Source organism: Clostridium sp. 7_2_43FAA (genome assembly GCF_000158375.2).
Lineage (GTDB): Bacteria > Bacillota > Clostridia > Clostridiales > Clostridiaceae > Clostridium > Clostridium tertium.
Genome location: NZ_JH815222.1, coordinates 2,510,153 through 2,533,004, shown reverse-complemented (window position 1 = coordinate 2,533,004; position 22,852 = coordinate 2,510,153). Strand labels below are relative to the sequence as shown.

24 protein-coding genes and 1 tRNA gene are annotated in these 22,852 nt (G+C 28.2%); 22 read left to right on the top strand and 3 right to left on the bottom strand.

Annotated features, from left to right (window positions below; translation table 11 throughout):
* Positions 1 to 49 precede the first annotated feature (49 nt).
* The 4 genes from CSBG_RS13375 (at position 50) to sdaAA (ending at position 4,321) form a co-directional block, all read left to right on the top strand.
* Positions 50 to 1,705, top strand: a complete 1,656-nt coding sequence (locus tag CSBG_RS13375) for a nucleoside kinase (RefSeq protein ID WP_008680346.1) — start codon at positions 50 to 52, stop codon at positions 1,703 to 1,705.
* A gap of 164 nt (positions 1,706 to 1,869) precedes the next feature.
* Positions 1,870 to 2,502 (top strand): hypothetical protein, encoded by a 633-nt coding sequence (locus CSBG_RS13370; RefSeq protein WP_008680344.1) that lies wholly within the window; start codon positions 1,870 to 1,872, stop codon positions 2,500 to 2,502.
* A 255-nt stretch (positions 2,503 to 2,757) separates the two neighbouring features.
* Positions 2,758 to 3,438, top strand: a complete 681-nt coding sequence (sdaAB, locus tag CSBG_RS13365) for an L-serine ammonia-lyase, iron-sulfur-dependent subunit beta (protein WP_008680342.1) — start codon at positions 2,758 to 2,760, stop codon at positions 3,436 to 3,438.
* A 1-nt stretch (position 3,439) separates the two neighbouring features.
* Entirely contained in the window at positions 3,440 to 4,321 is an 882-nt protein-coding gene (gene sdaAA / locus CSBG_RS13360; RefSeq protein WP_008680341.1) for an L-serine ammonia-lyase, iron-sulfur-dependent, subunit alpha, read from the top strand.
* 307 nt (positions 4,322 to 4,628) lie between these two features.
* Here sdaAA and CSBG_RS13355 read toward each other — a convergent pair whose 3' ends face one another.
* The gene (locus CSBG_RS13355; RefSeq protein ID WP_008680339.1) at positions 4,629 to 5,009 is read right to left on the bottom strand and encodes a helix-turn-helix domain-containing protein; all 381 of its coding nucleotides are present in this window, start codon (positions 5,007 to 5,009) and stop codon (positions 4,629 to 4,631) included.
* Positions 5,010 to 5,217: 208 nt separating this feature from the next.
* Between CSBG_RS13355 and CSBG_RS13350 the strand changes: the two genes are divergently transcribed.
* The 9 genes from CSBG_RS13350 (at position 5,218) to yedF (ending at position 13,054) form a co-directional block, all read left to right on the top strand.
* Positions 5,218 to 5,823, top strand: a complete 606-nt coding sequence (locus CSBG_RS13350) for an NAD(P)H-dependent oxidoreductase (RefSeq protein ID WP_008680337.1) — start codon at positions 5,218 to 5,220, stop codon at positions 5,821 to 5,823.
* 127 nt (positions 5,824 to 5,950) lie between these two features.
* Entirely contained in the window at positions 5,951 to 6,109 is a 159-nt protein-coding gene (locus CSBG_RS18095; protein ID WP_008680335.1) for a DUF1540 domain-containing protein, read from the top strand.
* Positions 6,110 to 6,439: 330 nt separating this feature from the next.
* On the top strand, positions 6,440 to 7,579 hold the full coding sequence (locus tag CSBG_RS13345; protein WP_008680334.1) for a mechanosensitive ion channel family protein: 1,140 nt from the start codon (positions 6,440 to 6,442) through the stop codon (positions 7,577 to 7,579).
* 237 nt (positions 7,580 to 7,816) lie between these two features.
* On the top strand, positions 7,817 to 8,875 hold the full coding sequence (gene selD, locus CSBG_RS13340) for a selenide, water dikinase SelD (RefSeq protein WP_008680332.1): 1,059 nt from the start codon (positions 7,817 to 7,819) through the stop codon (positions 8,873 to 8,875).
* Positions 8,876 to 9,115: 240 nt separating this feature from the next.
* The gene (gene yqeC / locus CSBG_RS13335) at positions 9,116 to 9,853 is read left to right on the top strand and encodes a selenium cofactor biosynthesis protein YqeC (RefSeq protein ID WP_008680330.1); all 738 of its coding nucleotides are present in this window, start codon (positions 9,116 to 9,118) and stop codon (positions 9,851 to 9,853) included.
* A 123-nt stretch (positions 9,854 to 9,976) separates the two neighbouring features.
* Complete coding sequence (yqeB, locus tag CSBG_RS13330; protein ID WP_035285413.1) at positions 9,977 to 10,783, top strand: selenium-dependent molybdenum cofactor biosynthesis protein YqeB; 807 nt, start codon at positions 9,977 to 9,979, stop codon at positions 10,781 to 10,783.
* A 79-nt stretch (positions 10,784 to 10,862) separates the two neighbouring features.
* Positions 10,863 to 11,348 (top strand): molybdopterin-binding protein, encoded by a 486-nt coding sequence (locus CSBG_RS13325; RefSeq protein ID WP_008680326.1) that lies wholly within the window; start codon positions 10,863 to 10,865, stop codon positions 11,346 to 11,348.
* Between the two features lie 16 nt (positions 11,349 to 11,364).
* Positions 11,365 to 12,351 (top strand): molybdopterin-binding protein, encoded by a 987-nt coding sequence (locus CSBG_RS13320; RefSeq protein ID WP_008680324.1) that lies wholly within the window; start codon positions 11,365 to 11,367, stop codon positions 12,349 to 12,351.
* A gap of 103 nt (positions 12,352 to 12,454) precedes the next feature.
* Entirely contained in the window at positions 12,455 to 13,054 is a 600-nt protein-coding gene (gene yedF / locus CSBG_RS13315; RefSeq protein ID WP_008680323.1) for a sulfurtransferase-like selenium metabolism protein YedF, read from the top strand.
* Positions 13,055 to 13,300: 246 nt separating this feature from the next.
* Here yedF and CSBG_RS13310 read toward each other — a convergent pair whose 3' ends face one another.
* The gene (locus CSBG_RS13310) at positions 13,301 to 13,861 is read right to left on the bottom strand and encodes an NUDIX hydrolase (RefSeq protein ID WP_008680321.1); all 561 of its coding nucleotides are present in this window, start codon (positions 13,859 to 13,861) and stop codon (positions 13,301 to 13,303) included.
* A gap of 188 nt (positions 13,862 to 14,049) precedes the next feature.
* Here CSBG_RS13310 and CSBG_RS13305 point away from each other — a divergent pair, with 188 nt between their 5' ends.
* A complete protein-coding gene (locus tag CSBG_RS13305) occupies positions 14,050 to 14,895 on the top strand; it encodes a hydroxyethylthiazole kinase (RefSeq protein ID WP_008680319.1) in 846 nt (281 codons plus the stop codon).
* A 49-nt stretch (positions 14,896 to 14,944) separates the two neighbouring features.
* On the opposite strand, the gene CSBG_RS13300 is transcribed toward CSBG_RS13305, so the two are convergent.
* A tRNA-Met gene (locus CSBG_RS13300) sits at positions 14,945 to 15,020 on the bottom strand.
* A 190-nt stretch (positions 15,021 to 15,210) separates the two neighbouring features.
* Between CSBG_RS13300 and rbsK the strand changes: the two genes are divergently transcribed.
* The 8 genes from rbsK to CSBG_RS13260 all read left to right on the top strand — a co-directional run bounded on the left by rbsK (position 15,211) and on the right by CSBG_RS13260 (position 22,792).
* On the top strand, positions 15,211 to 16,140 hold the full coding sequence (rbsK, locus tag CSBG_RS13295; protein ID WP_008680316.1) for a ribokinase: 930 nt from the start codon (positions 15,211 to 15,213) through the stop codon (positions 16,138 to 16,140).
* Positions 16,141 to 16,145: 5 nt separating this feature from the next.
* On the top strand, positions 16,146 to 16,541 hold the full coding sequence (gene rbsD / locus CSBG_RS13290; protein WP_008680315.1) for a D-ribose pyranase: 396 nt from the start codon (positions 16,146 to 16,148) through the stop codon (positions 16,539 to 16,541).
* Positions 16,542 to 16,558: 17 nt separating this feature from the next.
* The gene (locus CSBG_RS13285) at positions 16,559 to 18,064 is read left to right on the top strand and encodes a sugar ABC transporter ATP-binding protein (protein ID WP_008680312.1); all 1,506 of its coding nucleotides are present in this window, start codon (positions 16,559 to 16,561) and stop codon (positions 18,062 to 18,064) included.
* Between the two features lie 16 nt (positions 18,065 to 18,080).
* Complete coding sequence (locus CSBG_RS13280; protein WP_008680310.1) at positions 18,081 to 19,019, top strand: ribose ABC transporter permease; 939 nt, start codon at positions 18,081 to 18,083, stop codon at positions 19,017 to 19,019.
* 20 nt (positions 19,020 to 19,039) lie between these two features.
* Complete coding sequence (rbsB, locus tag CSBG_RS13275; RefSeq protein ID WP_008680308.1) at positions 19,040 to 19,954, top strand: ribose ABC transporter substrate-binding protein RbsB; 915 nt, start codon at positions 19,040 to 19,042, stop codon at positions 19,952 to 19,954.
* 73 nt (positions 19,955 to 20,027) lie between these two features.
* Positions 20,028 to 21,026 carry a LacI family DNA-binding transcriptional regulator gene (locus CSBG_RS13270; protein WP_008680305.1) on the top strand — a complete coding sequence of 333 codons (999 nt, stop codon included), beginning with the start codon at positions 20,028 to 20,030 and terminating at the stop codon, positions 21,024 to 21,026.
* Between the two features lie 17 nt (positions 21,027 to 21,043).
* Positions 21,044 to 21,856, top strand: coding sequence for a transketolase (locus tag CSBG_RS13265; RefSeq protein WP_035285408.1), 813 nt, complete (start codon positions 21,044 to 21,046; stop codon positions 21,854 to 21,856).
* Between the two features lie 12 nt (positions 21,857 to 21,868).
* Positions 21,869 to 22,792: a transketolase family protein gene (locus CSBG_RS13260; RefSeq protein ID WP_035285407.1), complete on the top strand. Its 924-nt coding sequence runs from the start codon at positions 21,869 to 21,871 to the stop codon at positions 22,790 to 22,792.
* Positions 22,793 to 22,852: the final 60 nt, after the last annotated feature.

The following is a 22,852-nucleotide window of genomic DNA, read 5'->3' as shown; positions in this document are numbered from 1 at the left end:
ATAAGGATATTTAGGAAATATTGACAAAACTTAGCTGGAGGATGTAAATATGAGCGTTTTTAAAATAAAATACCAGGGCAAAGAATATGATGTGCAAGAGGGTATTACTTACAAGGAATTTATAGACACTTCACTAAATATAAATTCAACTGATGTAGCATTATGCAGATTAAATAGAAAGTATCATGAATTATTTAAAGATATAGATAGCAATGGGGAAATTGAACTAATAATGTTTGATAGTCCAATAGGATATAAAATTTATACTAGAACATTACAATTCATTTTTATAAAGGCTACTTTAGACCTTTTTGATAATTCAGTTATAACAATTGAACATAGTATTGGAGAAGGAGTATTTGGTGAGCTTCATAAGGAAGAAGCTTTAAGTTCTGAAGATATAGATAAGATAAAGTTAAGAATGAAGGAGATTATTGAAAAGGACTTACCTATAAATAAGATAAAAGTAAAAATAGAAAAAGCTATTGAAATATTTAAAGAGTATGGAATGGATGATAAGGTTTCTTTATTAAATCAGGTATCTTTTGAAAATGTAAATCTATATGAATTAGATGGAAGATATGATTATTTTTATGGGCAAATGGCATATTCAACAGGTGTAATTAAGGCTTTTGATTTAATGTATTATGATCCTGGATTTGTATTAAGATATCCAAAGAAAGATGATTTAAATGTTGTATCTAATTTTAAGGAAAATAGGAAGTTGTCTCAAATTTTTATGGAAACAGAAAGATGGCTTAATATTCTAGGAGTTGGCGAAGTTGGATCATTAAATGATAAAGTTAAGAATAAGGAATTTAGAGATCTGGTTATGGTTTCAGAAGCTCTTCACGAAAAGAAGATAGCTCAAATAGCTGATATGATAAATGAAAGAAAAGAAACTAAAGTTGTATTAATAGCAGGGCCTAGCTCTTCGGGTAAAACTACTTTTGCCAATAGATTATCAGTTCAGCTTAGGGTAAATGGTCATGTACCAATTCCCATTTCATTAGATGATTATTTTGTAGATAGGGAACACACACCAAAGGATGAAAATGGAGAATATGATTTTGAAAGTGTTTATTCTTTAGACTTGGAATTATTTAATTCTAATTTAAGCGGTTTATTAAAAGGAGAAGAAGTAGAAATTCCAAGCTTTAATTTTAAAAAAGGTGAAAGAGAATGGGTTGGGCATAAACTAACTCTCCCAAGTAATGGGATATTATTAATTGAAGGAATTCATGGATTAAATCCAATTCTTACATCATCAATTTTAGATAAACAAAAATTTAAAATATATATATCTGCACTAACTCAATTAAATTTAGATAATCATAACAGAATAGCAACTACTGATATAAGACGAGTAAGAAGAATAGTTAGGGATTATTTATCAAGGGGTTATGGAGCAGAAGAAACTTTAAAAATGTGGCCATCTATTAGAAGAGGAGAAGAAAGAAATATTTTTGTTTTCCAAGAAGAAGCTGATGTAATGTTTAATTCAACTTTAGTATATGAATTATGTGTATTGAAAAGATATGCACTAGAAGAATTAGATAAAATTAGTCCAGATAGTTCAGTTTACTTAGAAGCAAGCAGATTAAAATCATTTTTAGGTTTCTTTAAAGAAATAGATAAAGATTATGTACCAATGAATAGTATATTAAGAGAATTCATAGGTGGTAGTGTATTTTATAAATACTAGAAAGGAAGAAGAATGAAAAAATGAAAGAATTGAAGAAAAAATCCTTAAAGGATTTTGAAAGATAAAGTGCAGCGCAGAATTTTAAGATTATTTTGCAAAGCAAAACAATCTTAATTTTTTCATTACTTAATTTTTTCATTCTTTAATTATTATATGGGGGTTTTATGGTATTAAAAAATGACTATAACAAAGTTATTATACAATTAACTAATGATGAGTTTATTTATAAAAGTATTTTTAGACGGGTAAAAATAAAAAAATCAGATATTAGAAGTGTTTTTTATGATGAAGGATATTTAGGAATATTGACTTATAGCGGAAGAATTTATTCATTAAGTTTAGGTTCTCTTTTATGGAGTGAAAGAAATAAGCTTGAAGATTTAAGAAAAGAGTTAAATAAGGAAAATATATTATTTGATTATACTATTTCTAGAGCTATGGGAAAAATTTTTCCTTATTATATTATTTTTATACCTATGTCAAATATGATAAAAGATATTAGAATTAGTATAATAATATTATCGATATATATTATAGGAGTAATATATATTAAAAGAATTTCTATATTTAGTAATACTGTATTCAATATTGATAAGGATGAATTAGAAATTATAAATAGAAGGAATTCATTAAAGTATAAAAGACATGAAATAGATAAAATTGAATTAAAAAGATATTATGATGGTATAACTACTATTGAGTTTAAGAAAAATGAAAATAAGCATAGCATTTCTTTTAAAGATACTCCATATTTAATAAAAATATATGATTTAAGTTTAGTTAAACTTTTTGGTTAATATATTTTAATCTAGTAATTTATATGATTAAATAAGTATATTAAACATATAATATACTTATTTAATTAAAAAGTAAGATATTTATATTTAAGTTTTATATAAATTAGTAAAATACTAAATTTCTTCATATACTATAATTTATTTAGATATTTTATTTGAGTATTAAATCTTATTGTATCTTATATAGATTTTTACTTAATTCCACTATATAATATGTATAGCAAAATTTAATTTAATACTAAAGGAGAAATAAGCATGAGTGGCATGGGTGTTTTTGATATATTAGGGCCTATTATGGTAGGACCATCTTCCTCACATACTGCAGGAGCAGCAAGATTAGGTAAAGTTGCTCGTGCAATTGCAGGTGATGATGTTATAGAAGTCACATTTTTATTACATGGATCTTTTGGAAAAACATATAAAGGGCATGGTACTGATAGAGCTTTAGTTGCAGGAATAATGGGGATGGATCCGTCAGATGAAAGACTTAGAGATTCGCTTGAAATTGCAAAGGAAAAGGGAATAAAAATAACATTTAAGGATGAGGATTTAGGTGATTATCATCCTAATACTGTTAGATTCTTAATGAAATGTAAAAATGGTAAAGAGAGTGATGTTATAGGCAGTTCAGTAGGTGGCGGAAATATAGAAATAGTTGAGATAAACGGGAATAAAGTTAAGTTTACAGGTGCCTATGCAACTATAATAACTTCTCATAGAGATATACCGGGAACCGTAGCAAAGGTTACAAATATTTTATATGATAATAAAGTCAACATTGCATTTTTAAACTTAGGTAGAAGTCAAAGAGGTAAAAATGCAACTATGACATTTGAAGTTGATAGTAAAATTTCAAATGAATTAATAGAGAAAATTAAAAAGGTTGAAGGAATAGAAAAGGTAATCCTTATTAATAAAGTTGAGGAGGGTGAATAGTTTGGATATAGCAAAATCTGGAGAAGAACTTGTACATATATGCGAAGAAAATTCAATTTCATTAAGTGAATATGCAATTATAAGAGAAATGGAAGATAAAGATATCTCAAGAGAAGAGGTATTTCTAAAAATGAAAAAGACTTTAGATGCAATGAGAAACGGTGCGACTGAAGCAAGAGAAAAAGAAGTATTTTCAGTTAGTGGTTTAATTGGTGGAGATGCATATAAAATGCAACAATATTTAAAAAAAGGAAACTCTTTAACAGGGGATACTATGGTTTTAGCAATGGCTATGGCATTATCATCATCAGAAGTAAATGCATCAATGGGAAAAATAGTTGCATGCCCTACAGCTGGGTCTTGCGGAATTCTACCTGCTGTTATTTTAACAGCAGGGGAAAAGCTAGGAAAAAATGATGAAGAATTAATGAGAGCCTTATTTGCATCAGCAGCAGTTGGAATGATTATTGGTAGAAATGCAACTTTTGCAGGTGCAGAAGGTGGGTGTCAAGCTGAATGTGGATCGGCAGCAGCAATGGCATCAGCAGCAGTTGTAGAAATGATGGGTGGAACTCCTAAAATGTCACTAGATGCAGCAGCTATAGTATTTAAAAATATATTAGGATTAGTTTGCGATCCAGTTGCTGGATTAGTAGAAATTCCATGTGCTAAAAGAAATTCTTCTGGAGCTATAAGTGCTTTATGCACAGCAGATTTAGTTATGGCAGGTGTAAAGTCTAAAATACCTTTTGATGATGCATTATCTGCTATGTATAAAGTAGGGAGAAGTTTACCAGCTGCCTTAAGAGAAACTGCTCAAGGTGGTGTAGCAGTTACTAAAGCTGGATTAATGTTAAAGAAAAAAGTCTTTGGAGACAATTAAATATAGGGCAAAGATAAATAGAGTATGATCCATAAGCTATATGCTTATTCACATGCTCTATTTATCTTTATACACTAATATTTATTAATAAAAAGATTAGGAGGTGAAAAGTTAATAGTGAAAAGGTAAGTGTGTTTTTCTGCGAAAAACTAGAAAATTAATTTGTGCAAAGCACAATATAACTTCCAAAATTCTTTAAGGGTTTTTCCCATAATTATTTCACTTTTCATTATTTCACTATTTCACTTTAATTTAGTTTTAATGAATTATTTCCACAATTTTTTCATTCTTTCGATCCTTCATTTTTTCATATTTTAATTTCTCTGTCCATTTTATCAATATATTCTTCTCCATAATTATGCATAGCCTGAAGTACAGGTATTATTTTTTCTCCAACTTCAGTCAATCCGTATTCAACTTTGGGTGGAACTACAGGATAAACTTTTCTATAAATTAAATTATCTTCCTCTAGGCTTCTAAGTTGATTTGTAAGCATTTTTTGAGTAACATTAGGAAGCTTTCTTTTTAAATCACTAAATCTAAGTGGTTCTTTGCATAAATACCATAGTATTAGTATTTTCCATTTGCCAGAGATTAACTTATGTACTAAAATCATTGGACATATCTCATGAGAATTATTTGATTCGTTTATATAACAATCATTATGGTTTATTGAAAATTTCTCCATATAACTTCTCCTTATCTATAACATAAATTTAACAAAAATCAATCATAATAAATATATAAGTTATACTATTAAATTGAGAAGCAGTATCAATTTAGATACTATGTATAAAAAAAGTGTCTACTTGAAAAAAATTTATATATAAATTACTATTTATATTATAGCAAAATACAAGTATATTACCAATGGTAATTACTAATGGGAGGATAAAATGAATAAAGTATTATATATAAAAGCAAACATTAAACCAGAGGGACAATCAAGAACATTTAGAATATCAGACAATTTTATAGAAGAATATAAGAAAAATAATCCAAATGATGAAGTAACAGTTTTGGATTTATATAAAGAAGGAATTGATTTCTTAAGACCAGAAGATTTACAAGCTGTATTTGGAGAAAAAACAGAAGAAAGCAAGAAACATCCAATTTTAAAATATGCGTATCAAATAGCTGAAGCAGATAAGATCGTTATTGCAACACCTATGTGGAACTTAGGAACACCAGCAATAGTTAAAGCTTACTTTGACTATGTAAGTGTAACAGGAATAACTTTTAAATATACAGCTCAAGGTCCAGTAGGATTATGTAGAGCAAGTAAGGCTTTAATAGTTTCAGGTAGAGGTGGAGATTATTCAAATCCAATAACTAAGGAACTTGAAATGGGAGAAAGATATTTAAGAGCTATTTTAACATTCTTTGGTGTTAAGGATATTAAGAGTGTTGCTGCTGAAAACTTAGATGTAATTGGAATTGATGTAGAAAAGATTGTTACAGATGAAATTTCTGAAGCAAAAGAAATAGCAAAGAATTTTTAATTTAGAGATTTAAGAAGAAATTTTAAGAATTGCTAAAATAAATTAAACTCATCACCTTAAAATTGTTTTATTTAATGAATAGTATAATTTATAAAGCTAATAATAACTTTGTAAGGTGGTGATTTTAATGGATAAGAACCCAAGCATAAAATGTACAGTCGAACAATGCAAGTATAACAATACAAGTGAAAAATATTGTACATTATCAATGATTCAAGTTGGAACACATGAAAAAAATCCAACTCAAGTAGAATGTACAGATTGTGATTCCTTTGAATTAAGATAATAAATTTTTAGAATCACAGACTGGATATACAGATTTATATTAAATAAATCTAAGAGAAAAGAGAAAGGATAATTCCTTTCTCTTTTTAAATTGTTGAAAAAACTATATTTTTTAGTAATATAACTAGTTAAGCTAATGCATCTTATTGTAAATATATTAAGTATTATGATAAAGAAAGCAATGTATTTTATAAAGTACTACAAGAAGTATTAAGTTCATAAAATGGATAAAAATAAAGAATATAGGTAAAAATAATATTTGATATAAAAAAATGAAAATGTTATTTAAATTTATAGTTAACATTTTATAGAAATCCTTTTAGGAGGAACTATGAAAGAAATAGAAGATATTTTTGCAGAATTATTAAAAGTAAGTATAAGTAAATATATCATTGCAGGGATAGTTATAATTCTAGCCTTATGTATAAATAAATATATAGTAACTAAGATTTTTGATTATATAATTAGGATAGTAAAAAGAACTAAAACCTTTGCAGATGATAGTCTAGTAAGAGCGTTGGAAAAACCAATTAAGTTATATATAATGTTATTTTCTTTTTATGCATCGTTAAAAATCATAGACTTTGATGGGTTAAATGTTAATGCAGTTACAAGTGATAGATTAAAAAAGATATTTATAGTTATAGTGATTTGTTATTTCTTTTATAATTTAACTCTAGAAAATTCTTTCTTATATACTAGAATGCATAGAAATGATGGTGGAAATACAATAGTATTTCCTTTTGTATCTATAATAATAAGATTAGTTATTATAGTAATAGGAATAAGCTGTATAGCTAGAGAATTTGGTTTTACAGGATTTATAACTGGTCTTGGAATTAGTGGTGTGGCCTTTGCACTAATGGCACAAGATACTTTTTCTAATTTATTTGGTGGAGTTATAATAGTATTAGATAGGCCTTTTGCAATAGGTGACTGGATACAAACATCGCAAGTTGAAGGGATAGTTGAAGACATAACATTTAGAAGTACAAGAATAAGAACTTTCTCTATGGCAGTTGCAACTGTACCAAATTCAAAGCTTGCAAACGAAAATATTATAAACTGGACACAAAGAAAGTTAAGAAGAATACACTTTAAATTTACTATTAAGTTTGATACTGAGGTTGAAAAAATTAAAAATTGTGTTAATAGGATTGAGGAATTATTAAAAAGTCATGAAAAAATAGATAAGGATTTAATTATTGTAAGTTTTAATGAATTATCTACTTATGGATTTGGAGTTTTTGTTTATTTCTATACAAATGAATTAAATTATACTTTATATGAAAAGTTAAAAGAAGAAATAAATATGGAAATACTAAGAATACTTAGAGAAGAAGATGTAGAGCTTATGTTCTTAACTTTTAATTTTGGAAATGGACTTGAGCATAGAGGAGGAAATTGCGAGACTGAGTGTACGGAATTAGAGTCAATAAGAAATATAACTGAAGAAGAAAGAGGAAAATAGGAAAATTCAAAGGAAATGTAAAATTAAATAAATTAGAATAAGCAAGATAGAGGGAATATTATATACTCTTTAAACTTTATAACTTAAGTAGACATATGTAAGTTTCTAAAACATTATAAATAGGATAGAATAGTAAACTTATACATGTCTACTTTTTTTATAAAAATTTAGTGGTATAATTTAATTATTAAGTAAATTATATGGAATAAAATAGATGAATATATAAGAGGTGTTTATATGGAATTAAATAATAAAAAACTTACACAATTATCAACAAGATGTGGCTGTGCTGGTAAGTTTACTCCAGAAGGATTAGCAAAGGTTTTAAGTCATATAGAAGCCAAAGCAGAAGATAGAGATCCAAATTTAATTGTAGGATTTGATAAATCAGATGATGCTGGTGTTTATAAAATATCAGATGATTTGGCATTAGTTCAAACAGTAGATTTTTTTACTCCAGTTGCAAATGATCCATATACATTTGGACAAATAGCTGCAACGAATGCCTTAAGTGATGTTTATGCAATGGGTGGAAAGCCATTAACTGCATTGAATTTAGCTTGTTTTTCAGCCACTATAGGACCAGAAATATTAGCAGAGATATTAAAAGGTGGGGCTGATAAGATAAGAGAAGCAGGAGCAACAATAGCTGGTGGACACACAATTACAGATGAAGAAATAAAATATGGAGTTTCAGTTACAGGAATAGTAGATCCAAAGAAAGTAATAACGAATTCAGGAGCTAAAGAGGGTGATGTTCTTATATTAACAAAGCCTATTGGGTGTGGAGTTTTAACTACAGCTTTAAAGATAGAATTTATTACAGATGAGGAATTTGAAGAAGCAGCAAATGTAATGTCAACTCTTAATAAAATTGCTTCAGAAGAAATGCAAAAAGTAGGGGTTAATTCTTGTACTGATATTACAGGTTTTGGATTTATTGGACATGCATATGAAATGGCAAATGGAAGTGAAGTTGAAATAGAAATAGATAGTAAAAAAGTACCTATAATGAATAAAGTAATAGATTTAATAAAAGAATATTGTCTTCCTAGTGGAGCATATTCTAATGAAAAATATTTTGAAGAATGGGTAGATTTTAGTCCTGAAATTTCTGAACAAATGAAACTTGCACTTTTTGATCCACAAACATCAGGAGGATTATTAATTTCAGTTGAAGAAAATAAAGCTGATGAGTTATTAGAAAATATAAATAGCAGAAGTAAAATAAAAGCAGAAATAATAGGTAAGGTCGTTAAAAAGGGAACTAATAAAAACATAATCACAGTAATATAGATAAAAAATAAGTGAAGATTAAAGTCTTCACTTATTTTTATTATAAAAATTTTAAGTAATATATTGAAAATTATCAATATTAAGGCATATTTATATATCATTTATAGATAAAACTCTATAAAATCTAAAAATTAATAAAAATATGTTCAAATATTTAACAGATATACTATTTATTATATAATTATATTGGAAGAATAAATTATGTAAATAAAAATTAATTAGAATGGGAGATAAATTTAATTGAGTTTAAAGGAAATTATAGGTATAAAAAATAACTCTATAATATCTATAGTTGGATGTGGTGGAAAAACAACTTTAATGTATTTATTAGCCAATGAGCTTAAAACTGACAATAAGGTTTTAGTTTCAACTACAACTAAAATTTTTAGCCCAACAAAAGATGAAGTTGATTATTTAGCTATTGGTGAAAATGAATACAATTCTATGAAAGTTAATATGAAAAATGGAGTATATGCATATGGAAAATCTATAAGTAAAGAAAATAAACTTATAGGTATAGAAAAAAATTTTATAAAAACGTTAACAAAGGATTTTAAATATATATTATTAGAAGCTGATGGCTCTAAAAGAAAACCAATTAAGGGATGGAATGATACTGAACCAGTAATTTGTAAAGAAACGAATTTAACTATAGGAGTTATGACTGTTGAATCATTAGGGTTAGAAATAAATGATGATAATGTACATAGGGTATGTGAATTTAATAGCCTTACTAATAGTTTTCCAGGAGAAATTATAAATATAAATCATTTTCTAAAAGTAATATTTAATAATGAGGGTTTATTTAAATACTCTAAGGGGAAAAGAATATTATTTCTAAATAAGATGGAAAAGATCGATGAAAATAATTTAAAGTTACTTATTAAAGAAATTATTAAAAGAAATGAAAAGGACAAACTATTAGATAAAATAATATATGGAAGCTTAAAAAATAAAATTTATAACAAAATTATCTAATTAATGGTTTATAGGTTATAGATTAGATGATAGTAAATATTAGTTATATTTGCTTAAGTAAAATGATAAAGTTGAAATCATATATTTATTTTAATATAAATCATAAGAAAGATGGTGAAAACTATGGATTTAAGGACTGTAATAGTAAGAGGTGGTGGAGACATAGCATCTGGAACAATACAAAAGTTATATAGAAGTGGATTTAATGTATTAGTTTTAGAAATAGAAAAGCCAACAGCAATTAGAAGAAATGTGGCATTTAGTGATGCTATATATAATGGAGAAGCTACGGTAGAAGGAATAAAAGCAATTCGTGCATATAATTTGAATGATATAAATAATGCATTTAAAAATAAATATATTCCAATAGTGGTTGATGCTAAGGGAGATTTTATTAATAAAATTAAACCATTTGCAGTAGTAGATGCTATATTAGCTAAAAAAAATTTAGGAACAAATAAAAATATGGCACCAATTACAATAGCACTAGGGCCAGGCTTTGAAGCAGGTGTTGATGTTGACGTTGTTATAGAAACAATGAGAGGACATAATTTAGGAAGATTGATATTTGATGGATATGCAATGCCTAATACTGGTGTCCCAGGAGAAATAGCTGGATATTCAAAAGAAAGAGTAATATATAGTGAAGCAAATGGAATTATAAAAAATTTAAAATCTATAGGTGACATAGTTAAAAAGGATGAAGTTTTAGCCTTAATAGATGGTCATAAAGTATTGGCGCCTATAGATGGGTTACTTCGAGGTCTTATAAAAGATGGCACAATGGTTCGAATAGGATTAAAAATAGGAGATATAGATCCAAGACTTAAAGAAATAGATAATTATACTACAATTTCAGATAAAGCTAGAAACATAGGAGGAGGTGTGCTAGAAGCTTTATTAATGATTAAATATAAAAAGGGTATATAAAACCTTTATTAATTATAATTGTGTATAAAAATAATTGCTAATTAAAGTATAAGAATTATACAAGGAAGGTATTGATTTAATGATAACAGCTGGAATAATAACTGTTAATGATAAAGGATATAAAGAAGAGGATGATTATAGAGGGAGAATAATAAAAAGATATTTAGAAAATAGAGGATATCAAATATTAAAATATAAGATTTTAAAAAGTAATCAAGTAGATTTAGAAAATGAAATGAAGTATATGAGTGATGAATTAAAAGTGAATTTAATACTGACAACGGGAGGAATTGCATGCCGTCCTACAGATATTGTTCCAGAGGCAACCAAAAATGTAATTATGAAAGAAGTAAGCGGTATTGCAGAAGGAATAAGATATTATAATTTGCAAAGGAGTAAAAATGTAATGCTATCAAGAGGGGTTTCTGGTATTAGAGGAGAGACATTAATAGTTAATTTACCTGAGAATCCTAAGTATTTAATTTCATCATTAGATTTTGCTTTAGAAACCATTGAATATGGAGTAGAAATGGTAATTAATAAAATAAAAGATTGTGTTATATGATAGAAGAGGTGAACATATGAAGGTTATAGATGTAAGAAAAGCTATAGGATGTACTTTATGTCATGATATTACTAAAATAGTTCCAGGAGAATTTAAGGGTGTAGCCTTTAAAAAGGGACATATAATTGAAGAAAAGGATATAGATGAGCTTTTATCAATAGGAAAAGATCATATTTATATATGGGATGAAGATGAAAATTTAGTTCATGAAAATGAGGCAGCAGAATTTCTTAAGGATATATGTGCAGGTAATGGATTAACTTTTTCAGAAGTTAAGGAAGGAAAAATTGAGTTTTTTGCTGCTATAGATGGCTTGCTTAAAATAGATTTAGATTTGCTAGTTGAACTAAACTCTATAGATGAAATTATTTTATCAACTATTAAAAATAATACAGTTGTCAAAAAGGGAGACAAAATTGCAGCAACTAAGGTTATTCCATTAGCAATTAAGAAAGAAAAGTTATTTGAAGCTCAAAGTGTCACAAGTAAAAAGATAATAAATGTTATTCCAATTAAACCAAAAAAAGTTGCAATAGTTACAACTGGAAATGAAGTTTATTATGGAAGAATAAAGGATGCATTTAAGGATGCTATAGAAAAAAGAGTATATCCATATGGTTGTGAGATTGTTGGACAAACAATAATAAAAGATAATTTAGAAGAAATAAAAGAAGCAATAAATTATTGGCTAGAAAATGGTGCAGAAATGATTCTTTGTACTGGAGGAATGTCAGTTGATGCTGATGACTTAACTCCTAAAGCAATAAGAGAAATTGGAGCAGAAATTGTTTCTTATGGAACGCCTATTTTTCCAGGTGCAATGTTTTTAATTTCTTATAAAGGGAATATACCAATATTAGGATTACCAGGAGGAGTAATCTTCTCTAAAGGTACTACTTTTGATGTAATATTACCAAGAGTTTTAGCTGGAGAAAAGTTAACTAAGAACGATATAGCAAGCTATAGCCATGGAGGTTTATGTATTATTAATGATTACATATAGGTAATAATAAGGATTTAAAATTTTAATAATATATAGTTTGAGCTATAATTAAAATATAATATAAAACAAAGTATAGTAGATTATAAAATAAAGAGGTGGCAGTATGAATATTATAGATTGTAAGGGGCTAGCATGTCCTATGCCTGTTATAAAAACAAAAAAATATTTTGATTTAGAAGATTCAAAGGAAACTTTAGTAATAGTAGATAATGAGGTTGCTAAAAACAATATATTAAGATTAGCTAAAGGGTTAAAGCTAAATAGTAGTTTTGAAGAAGAAAATGGATTATATACAATTCAATTATCAAAAGGTGAATTTACTAAAATAAATCAAGAAGTATATCAAGAAGAAATTGTTAATAAGACAGTTGCTCCAACCATATTAGTTTCATCAAATTTACTTGGTAATGGTGATGATAGATTAGGGGAAACTTTAATGAAAGTTTACATTAATACTTTGGCAGAAGCAGAAGTATTACCAGAAATTTTAATGTTTATAAATGGTGGAGTAAAGCTAACTTGCTCTGGATCAGACGTTTTAGATAGCTTAAATTCTATGAGAGAAAAGGGTGTAAACATAATAAGCTGTGGAGCATGCCTTGATTTCTATAACTTAAAGGAAGAACTTAAAGTTGGAGAAATAGGAAATATGTATCAAATTATAGACTTAATGAACAAAAGCAGAAATACTATAAAACTATAGAGAAATGAAAGAATGAAAAAATGAAAGAGTGAAAGAATTAAGGAAAAAATCCTCGAAGGATTTTTAAATAGAAAATGCGGTGCATTTATATTTTTTAGTTTTGCGTAGCAAAACAACCTTAATTCTTTTATTTTTTCATCTATACATTTCATATTTTAATAGTATAAAGTTATTAGGTTTGGTAAATTTTGTAAGACAGAAAGGGGATCACGTTTTGGTCATAACCCTATTATGTAGACAATCTATTTAATAGAATTGTTTAATTTTGTGATTGAATTTTTCGTAAAGTTTAATCATGTCTAGCTCTGTTGAATAAATTCCAACTTCATCTATTGGTATCCATTTAACACCGCTATTTTCATCCTCTTTTATAATAAGCTCATCATTTTCATCAGCTTCTAATAAATAAGCAATTGATAAATGTAAGTGTGAAGCTATTTCTTTACCTCTTTTTGTATGCGCAGGAACAGGTAAAACATCTAGTGAAAAAATCTTATTATCTAATGCTTTGATATTTTTAACACCTGTTTCTTCTTTAGCTTCTTTTATAGCTACATAAAGTAAATCTTCATCCCCATCAGCGTGTCCACCAGTCCAAGACCAAGAGTTATATATGTTATGATAAATCATAAGGACTTTAGTTTTATCTTTATTCACTATATAACCAGAACTAGTGATATGAGCAAGAGGGTTTTCCCTAGTTAAAAGATTATTAAAACTATCTATTGCATATAAAATTGCTTCTTTATCTGATTCTTCTTGCTTAGTATAAGGTGTATATCTTTTTATTTCTTCTATCCAACTCATAAATTTCTCCTTTGAATTACAAATTTTATTAATTTCAATTATATAACAAAATATGTGATTAAACTATTAATATATAGAAAAATAAATATGTAACATATGAAAATACAGTCGAATAAAATATATAGATGTAATATATATAATAGAAACATCATTATAATTTAAGTTCAGGATGTAAGAGAGGATACAAAATGCAAATTGGTATAAGGGCATTAGACGAGAGCTTGAGCTTGCAGAAAAAAAAGCACCCTCTTATACACTGTATCTCTAATTCAGTTTCAGCAAAGGATTTAGCACAAGGAATTTTATGCTATAATGGTAACCCTATAGTTGCTAATTCTACTGAAGAAGCACCAGATGTAACTTCTAAATGTGATTGTCTATTAATTAATTTAGAAGATTTAAATGGAGCAATAGTAGAGACAATGGAAAAATCAATTAGAGTAGCAAGACGAAAAGGTATTCCTATAGTTTTAGATATAACTGGAGTTAATTTTTCTTTTTTTAGAAAGGAAATAGCATTAAGATTCATAAATAGATACAATATAAATGTTGTTAAGGGAAAGTTAGAGGAATTTAAAGTATTAATCCAAAGTGATGATAAATTAAAGAGCAATGACTTTACTTTATCAAAGGTAAAAGAAAATATAGAGGTTAGAGTGAGCTTAAGAAGTTTTTCGAAAAGATATAACATCATAGTAGTTGTTCAATATGAGGATTATTATTTAACCGATGGCTTTAGTGAATTTTATTTAGAAGGTGATCAAGAGCGGTTTAATAATATACTTGGTATTGAAGTAATATTATGTGGATTAATTTCTGTAGGGGTTGCATCTGCAAGCAACAATGAGCAAATATTTAGAGCCGTCTTAGTTGCTATTATGACTATAGCAGTAAGTGAAAAAACAGCTGTACAAAAGAACTTAGAACCTGAAAAAAAAATATGGTTAAAAGAGTACTTATTAGATGAAATAGAGAATATAAATGCAGATAAGTTAAATAGATTAGCAAAAGTTGAGTATTCATTTGTAAGATAAAAAATGATTAGAAATAATGAAAAAGCTTTGGAAAAATCCAAAGCTTTTTTGGTTGCGGGAGCAGGACTTGAACCTACGACCTTCGGGTTATGAGCCCGACGAGCTGCCAACTGCTCCATCCCGCGATATTAAGTTACTAATTTTAATTAGCAAATTAAGTATATCATTATTATAACAGAAAGTAAAGGAGAATATGTGAAAATTTTTAGAATATTTTTTAAAAAACTACTTGAAAAACGTTTACAGATAGTTTATTATATAGTTAACCGATTTAGTAAACCGATTTACTAAAAATAATTGTTAGGAGAGAGATTTATGAATAAGATATGTGTACTTGGAAGCATGAATATGGATTTAGTTTTAAAGGTTAAGGATATACCACAAGTAGGAGAAACTATTTTATCAAAATCTTTTGAAAAGATATCAGGTGGAAAGGGAGCAAATCAAGCAGTAGCTGCTAAGAGAAGTGGCTCAGAAGTAACAATGATATCTAAGATAGGTAAAGATGATAATGGCTTAATACTTAAAAATAAATTAAAAGAAGATAATATAGATGTAAGTTTTATATATGAAGATGAAAAAGAAGCAACTGGAATGGCAATTATAATGGTAAATGAAAATGGAAATAATTCAATAATAGTTGTTCCAGGATCAAATATGACAATAAATGAAGGAGAAATTGATAAATCAGAAAAGGCATTAAAAGAAAGTGATATATTGATATCTCAATTTGAAACACCAGAAGAAATTACTTTAAAAGCATTTAAAAAAGCTAAGGAGTTTGGAAAAGTAACAATATTAAATCCTGCACCAGCTAAAAAAATAGATGAAGAGCTTTTAAAGGTAACAGATATTATAGTTCCAAATGAAACAGAAGCAGAAGTTTTAACTGGTATAAAAGTAGAAAATTTAGAAGATGCAAAAAAAGCAGCAGAAGTTTTCTTAAATAAAGGAGTTAAATTTGTAATTATAACTTTAGGATCAAGAGGAGCAGCAGTAATAGGAGAAGATTTTAGTGAAGTAGTTCCTGCATTTAAAGTAAATGCAATTGATACAACAGCTGCTGGAGATAGCTTTATAGGAGGATTAAGTTCAAAATTAGATGTTAAAAGCCTTAATAAAGAAAATCTTATAAAAGCAGTGACATTTGGAAATAAGGTTTCATCAATAGCAGTTCAAAGAAAAGGAGCACAACCTTCAATACCATATTTAAAAGAAGTGGAAGAGGTTTATGGAGAGGAGTAATACAAATGAGAAAAACATCATTATTAAATAGTAATTTAAGTTCGGTAATATCAAAAATGGGACACACAGATATGTTAGCAATAGGAGATTGTGGATTACCAATCCCGAGTGTAACTGAAAGAATAGATTTAGCATTAATAAACGGAATACCAACATTTATACAAACTTTAAAAGCAACATTAGAAGAACTACAAATAGAAGAAGTAATATTAGCTAAGGAAACAGAAGATATAAGTCCAAAGCTTTTTGAAGAAATAAAAGATATTATAGGCGATGTGAAGATAACATTTGTATCTCATGAAGAGCTAAAAAGAAGCTTAAAGGAATGCATGGCAGTAGTTAGAACAGGTGAACAAACACCTTATGCAAATATAATTTTAAAATCAGGAGTTGTATTTTAGTTAAGGAGGGTATTTATATGAGTAAAAGAATACCAATGCTAAGAATGGAGGGGGTATCTAAGATATTCCCAGGGGTTAAGGCCCTAGATAATGTTGATATAACAGCTTATGGAGGAGAAGTTACAGCTTTAATGGGCGAAAATGGAGCTGGTAAGTCTACACTAATGAAGATATTAAGTGGAGTTTATCAAAAGGATGAAGGTAAGGTATTTATAGATGGAGTAGAGGCACATATAAAAGGAATAAAATCAGCAGAAGAATATGGAGTTACTATTATCCATCAAGAAATGAGCGTTTTAAATAATTTAACAGTTGCAGAAAATATATTTTTAGGAAATGAAAAATTTCATAAGTTTACAGGAAAAATAAATAAAAAGGAACTTGTGGAAAGAAGTAAATTATTCTTGGATCAAATAGGTGCAAATATAAATCCTAATACTCTTGTTTCTAGCCTTAATGTTGGAGAAAAACAAATGGTAGAAATAGCAAAGGCTTTAACTAAGAATGCAAGAGTAATAATAATGGATGAGCCAACTACAGCTTTAACAGAAGTAGAAACTAAGAATTTATTTAAGGTAATAGATAGTTTAAAGAAAAAAGGTATTGCAATAATTTATATATCCCATAGGATGGAAGAAATATTTGCTATATGTGATAGAGTTGAAGTTCTTAGGGATGGAAAATATGCAGGAAATGCCTTAATAAAAGATATTGATAATGATAAATTAATTTCAATGATGGTTGGAAGAAAAATAGAAGATCAATTCCCTTACAGAGAGGTAAAGAGTGGAAAAGACATTTTAGAAGTTATGAATCTTAACGCAAATGTTGGAATAAAGGATATAAGCTTCAATGTAAAAGAGGGAGAAATCTTAGGAATAGCTGGTCTTATGGGGTCAGGAAGAACAGAAGTTGCAAAAACAATATTTGGAGAATATAAGAAGACTTCAGGATCTATAAAAATAAAAGGAAAAGAAGTTAATATAAAGAATATTCAAGAAGCAATAGATAATGGAATTTGTTATCTATCAGAGGATAGAAAAAAAGAAGGATGTGTTTTAAGTTTATCTGTAGCTGAAAATATGATTTTATCTAATTTAAAAAAATATGAAAGTAAAATGATGTCTATAGATAAAAATAAAGCAATAAAAGATGTTGATTATTATATAGATAAAATTAAGATAAAAACACCAAATAGAGATCAATTAATAAAAAATTTAAGTGGAGGTAATCAACAAAAGGTTATACTTGCAAAATGGCTTATGCTATCTCCAGAAGTACTAATAATAGATGAACCTACAAGGGGGATAGATGTAGGAGCAAAGAAGGAAATATACGAATTACTAAATGAACTTAAAGCATCTGGAAAGGCAATAATAATGATATCTTCAGATTTACCAGAAGTTTTAGGAATAAGCGATAGAATAATTGTTATGAGTGAAGGAAGAATATCAGGAGAATTAAAAAGAGAAGAAGCTTCACAAGAAAGCATAATGAAATTAGCTGTTGGAATGAATAAATAGTTGGGAGGATACAATTATGAATATTAATATAAAAGAAACTGCATCTAAATATAAATCTCTTATAGGGCTAGTGTTACTATGTGCGATAATTACATTTGTTACACCATCATTTTTATCACTATCAAATATTACTAATGTTTTTACACAAGTTTCAGTTAATGCAATAATTGCAGTAGGTATGACTTTTGTTATCTTAACTGGTGGAATAGACTTATCAGTTGGTTCAACTTTAGCAATTAGTGGAGCATTATCAGCATCAATTATTAAATCAACAGGAAGTGTTACATTAGCAATAATAGTTGCAGCATTAGTTGGTATAGCAATTGGTTTAGTAAATGGACTTTTAATATCAAAAGGTAAGTTACAAGCATTTATAGCAACACTTGCAACAATGACAATATTTAGAGGTGCTACTTTAGTATTTACAAATGGAACTCCAATTTCTAAGTTACCAGAAAAATTTGTTAATATAGGTAATGGGAAAATAGGATTTATGCCAATTCCAGTTATAATCACTGTAATCGTTTCTATAATAGCAATTTATGTTTTATCACAAACAAGATTTGGTAGATATCTTTATGCACTAGGTGGAAATGAAGATTCAGCTAGACTATCAGGTATAAATACAGATAAAATTAAGACTTTAGTGTATGTAGTTTCAGGTTTTGCATCATCAATAGCAGGGGTAATTATAACTAGTAGAATAGCATCAGCTTCACCAAATGCAGGAACAAGTTTTGAATTAGATGCAATAGCAGCAGTTGTTATTGGAGGTACATCACTAGCAGGTGGAGAAGGTAAAATAACAGGAACATTAATAGGTGCTCTTATTATAGGAGTATTAAACAACGGATTAAACTTAATGAACGTATCACCATTTTATCAATCAATAGTAAAAGGATTAGTTATCTTAATAGCAGTATTATTAGATAAAAAGAGCAGAAAGAAAGCATAATTGAAATAGGAGGAGATAACATGAAAGGTATAAAAAAGATATTAGCATTTTCTCTAGTAGCCATAATTTCAATGAGTTTCTTTATTGGATGCTCAAATAGAAAGAGTGACAAAAAAGTTGGAATAGTTTTATCTACTTTAAATAATCCTTTCTTTGTCAGTATGAAAGAAGGAGCAGAAAAAGAAGCAGAAAAGCTAGGATTTGAATTAATAGTATTAGATTCACAAAATGACCCAGCTAAGGAAAGATCTAATGTAGAAGATTTAATACAACTTGGTGTAGTAGCTTTATTAATAAATCCAACAGATAGTGATGCTGTTGTTAAATCAGTAGAAGTTGCAAATGAAGCAAATATACCAGTAATTACTTTAGATAGACAATCAAATGGAGGAGAAGTTACAAGTCATATAGCTTCAGATAATATAAAGGGTGGAGCTATGGCAGCAGAATTTGTTTTAGAAAAGCTTGGAACTGAAGCAAATATAAATGTAGTTGAACTTCAAGGTATTCCAGGAGCATCAGCAACTAGAGATAGAGGAGCAGGTTTTCATAGTATCTTAGATGATAAAACAAATGTTAAGTTTGTTTCAAGTCAAGCAGCAGATTTTGATAGACAAAAGGGTTTATCAGTAATGGAAAATATACTACAAGGAAACTCAGATGTTCAAGTAGTATTTGCTCATAATGATGAAATGGCTCTTGGAGCAGCTAAGGCTATTGGAACAAGTAATGTTAAGGCAATGGTTATTGGTTTTGATGGAAACGAAGATGCCTTAGATGCAGTTGAAAAAGGAGAAATGATTGCAACTGTTGCACAACAACCAGATTTAATTGGTGCATTAGGAGTTGAATTAGCATTGAAAATATATAATGGGGAAGCTGTAGATAAAGAAATAGCAGCTGATCTAAAAATTGTTAGTAATCAAAATTATTAGTAAATTTGTCAAATAAATATTAGTAAATTATGATATAATCTTATATGTAAGACTGCAATAAGGAGTGGAATTTATGAGCAAGGTAACTCTTCTAGATATCGCAAAATATGCAAATGTATCTAGGACCACAGCATCGATGGTATTAAATAATAAAGATATAAATGTATCAGAAGAAACAAGAAATAGAGTTTTAGAAGCAGCAAAAGAACTTAACTATATACCCAATTCATTAGCAAGAAGTTTAAGTACGAAAAAAAGTTATACCATAGGTTTTGTTATTCCAGATATAGAAAATCCATTCTTTGCAGAGATGGCAAAAGCTATTGAAATAGAAGCAGAAAAACATGGATATAGTATAATCTTATGTAATACATTCAATAGTAGTAGAAAAGAAGAAGAGTATATAAGATTATTAATAAGCAAACTAGTTGACGGAGTAATAATCGTAGCAAGTGGTAAGAAAAGTAATTCTATAAATATGCTAAAATCTAATGAAGTACCATTTGTTGTTGTTGATAGGCACATTGATGAAGAAGAAAATGTAAATGGTGTCTTTTGTGATAACGAAGAGGGAATAAAAATAGGTTTGGATTATTTAATAGGAAAAGGATATAAGAATATAGCTTTTGTAGGAGCAACTCAAAATGAAGTAAGCTCAAATTCAAGACTTAGATACTTTGAAAAAATATCTAATGAGTATAATATTTTTAATGAACTTTTATTAGAAGAGGATGAAATTTCATTACAAGGGGGAATAAATGCAACTGAAAGACTCATGACGAAAAATAATAATATTGATGTAATATTTTATAGTAGTGATATTATGGCTATTGGTGGAATCAAGTGCCTCATTAGAAAAGGTTTAAAAGTACCAGAAGACATAGGAATATTAGGTTATGATAATATAGGAATATGTTCTTATATAGAGCCAGAACTAACTACAATTGCACAACCCATTTATAATATGGGAAAGGAAGCCTTTAATTTATTAATGGATGTTGCAAGTAATAATAGTAAAGAAAATATTATTAATTTAAAACCGTATTTAGTAGAAAGAAAAACAGTAAAATAGATTAGGTGGTGTAAAATATGAATAAAGAAAATTTAATTTCTATTTCTAAGAATGTTAGAAAAAATATAATAGAAATGCTTTGTGAATCAAAATCTGGACATCCAGGTGGATCATTATCTTGTGCAGATATAGTAACATATTTATATTATGAAAAGATGAATATAGATGTAAATAATCCTAAGTGGGAGCAAAGAGATAGATTTGTATTGAGTAAAGGACATGCAGCTCCAGCACTTTATTCAGTATTAGCTGAAAAAGGATTTTTCCCTAAGGAAGAATTAAAAACTTTAAGAAAAACGGGTGGATTACTTCAAGGACATCCAGATTCTAAACATGTTCCAGGAGTTGATGTTTCAACAGGATCACTTGGACAAGGAATATCTAATGCTGTAGGAATGGCTTTAGGATTAAAAGCTCAAAATAATAATGCTAGAGTTTATGCAGTATTAGGAGATGGAGAACTTCAAGAAGGTTTAGTTTGGGAAGCTTCAATGGCAGCTGCTCATTATAAATTAGACAACTTAGTTGCAATAGTTGATTTTAATGGATTACAAATAGATGGTAAAAACGAAGAAGTTATGGGAATTAGTCCTTTAGATGAAAAGTTTAGAGGTTTTGGATTTAACGTAATTGAATGTGATGGACATGACTATGAAGAATTAGATAAAGCTTTTAAAAATGCAGAAGAAACAAAAGGCAAGCCAACTGTAATAATAGCTAAAACAGTAAAGGGTAAGGGCGTTAGCTTTATGGAAAACCAAGCAGGATGGCATGGACAAGCACCTAACAAAGAACAAACAGAACAAGCTATTACTGAAATCATGAAGTAGGAGGTATTTATAATGGGTAAGGCAACAAGAGAATCATATGGAATGGCTCTAGTAGAATTAGGAAAAGAAAATGAAAAAGTTGTAGTTCTTGATGCGGATCTTTCTAAGTCAACAAAAACATGTGATTTTAAAAATATGTTTAAAGATAGATTTTTTAATGCAGGTATAGCAGAGCAAAACTTAATGGGAATGGCAGCAGGTTTTGCTAATGTAGGAAATATACCATTTGCTAGTACTTTTGCAGTATTTGCTACAGGTAGAGCATTTGAAGTAATAAGAAATTCAATATGCTATCCAAAAATGAATGTTAAAATAGCTGCAACTCATGCAGGAATAACAGTTGGAGAAGATGGTGGTTCACACCAATCTGTTGAAGATATTGCACTTATGAGCGCACTTCCAAATATGACTGTAATAGTACCAGCAGATCATAGAGAAGCTATGCAAGCTACAAAAGCAGCAGCAAATTTTGTAGGACCAGTATATTTAAGATTTGGTAGATGTAATACAGAAGATATATTTGACGATAACTATAAATTTGAAATTGGAAAAGGTGTAGAGCTTAGAGAAGGAAATGACGTAGCTATAATTGCAACTGGAATGATGGTTCAAAAAGCTATAGAAGCATCTGATAAATTAAAAGAAGAAGGAATAAATGCTAGAGTTATTAATATTTCTACTATTAAGCCAATAGATAAAGAATTAATAATAAAGGCAGCAAAAGAAACAAAAGGAATAGTTACAGCTGAAGAACATTCAATAATAGGTGGACTTGGAGCAACAGTTTCTCAAGTTGTAACAAGCAATCATCCTACAGTAGTTAAAACAGTAGGAATAAAAGATACATTTGGTGAATCAGGAACTCCTGATGAATTAATGAAGAAATATGGCTTAACAAGTGATGAAATAATAAAAGCTGTAAAAGAAATTATTTAATATAGGATTAAAATAAAGGTTTAACATTTATATAATTTACTTAAATGGAAAAGATACCTC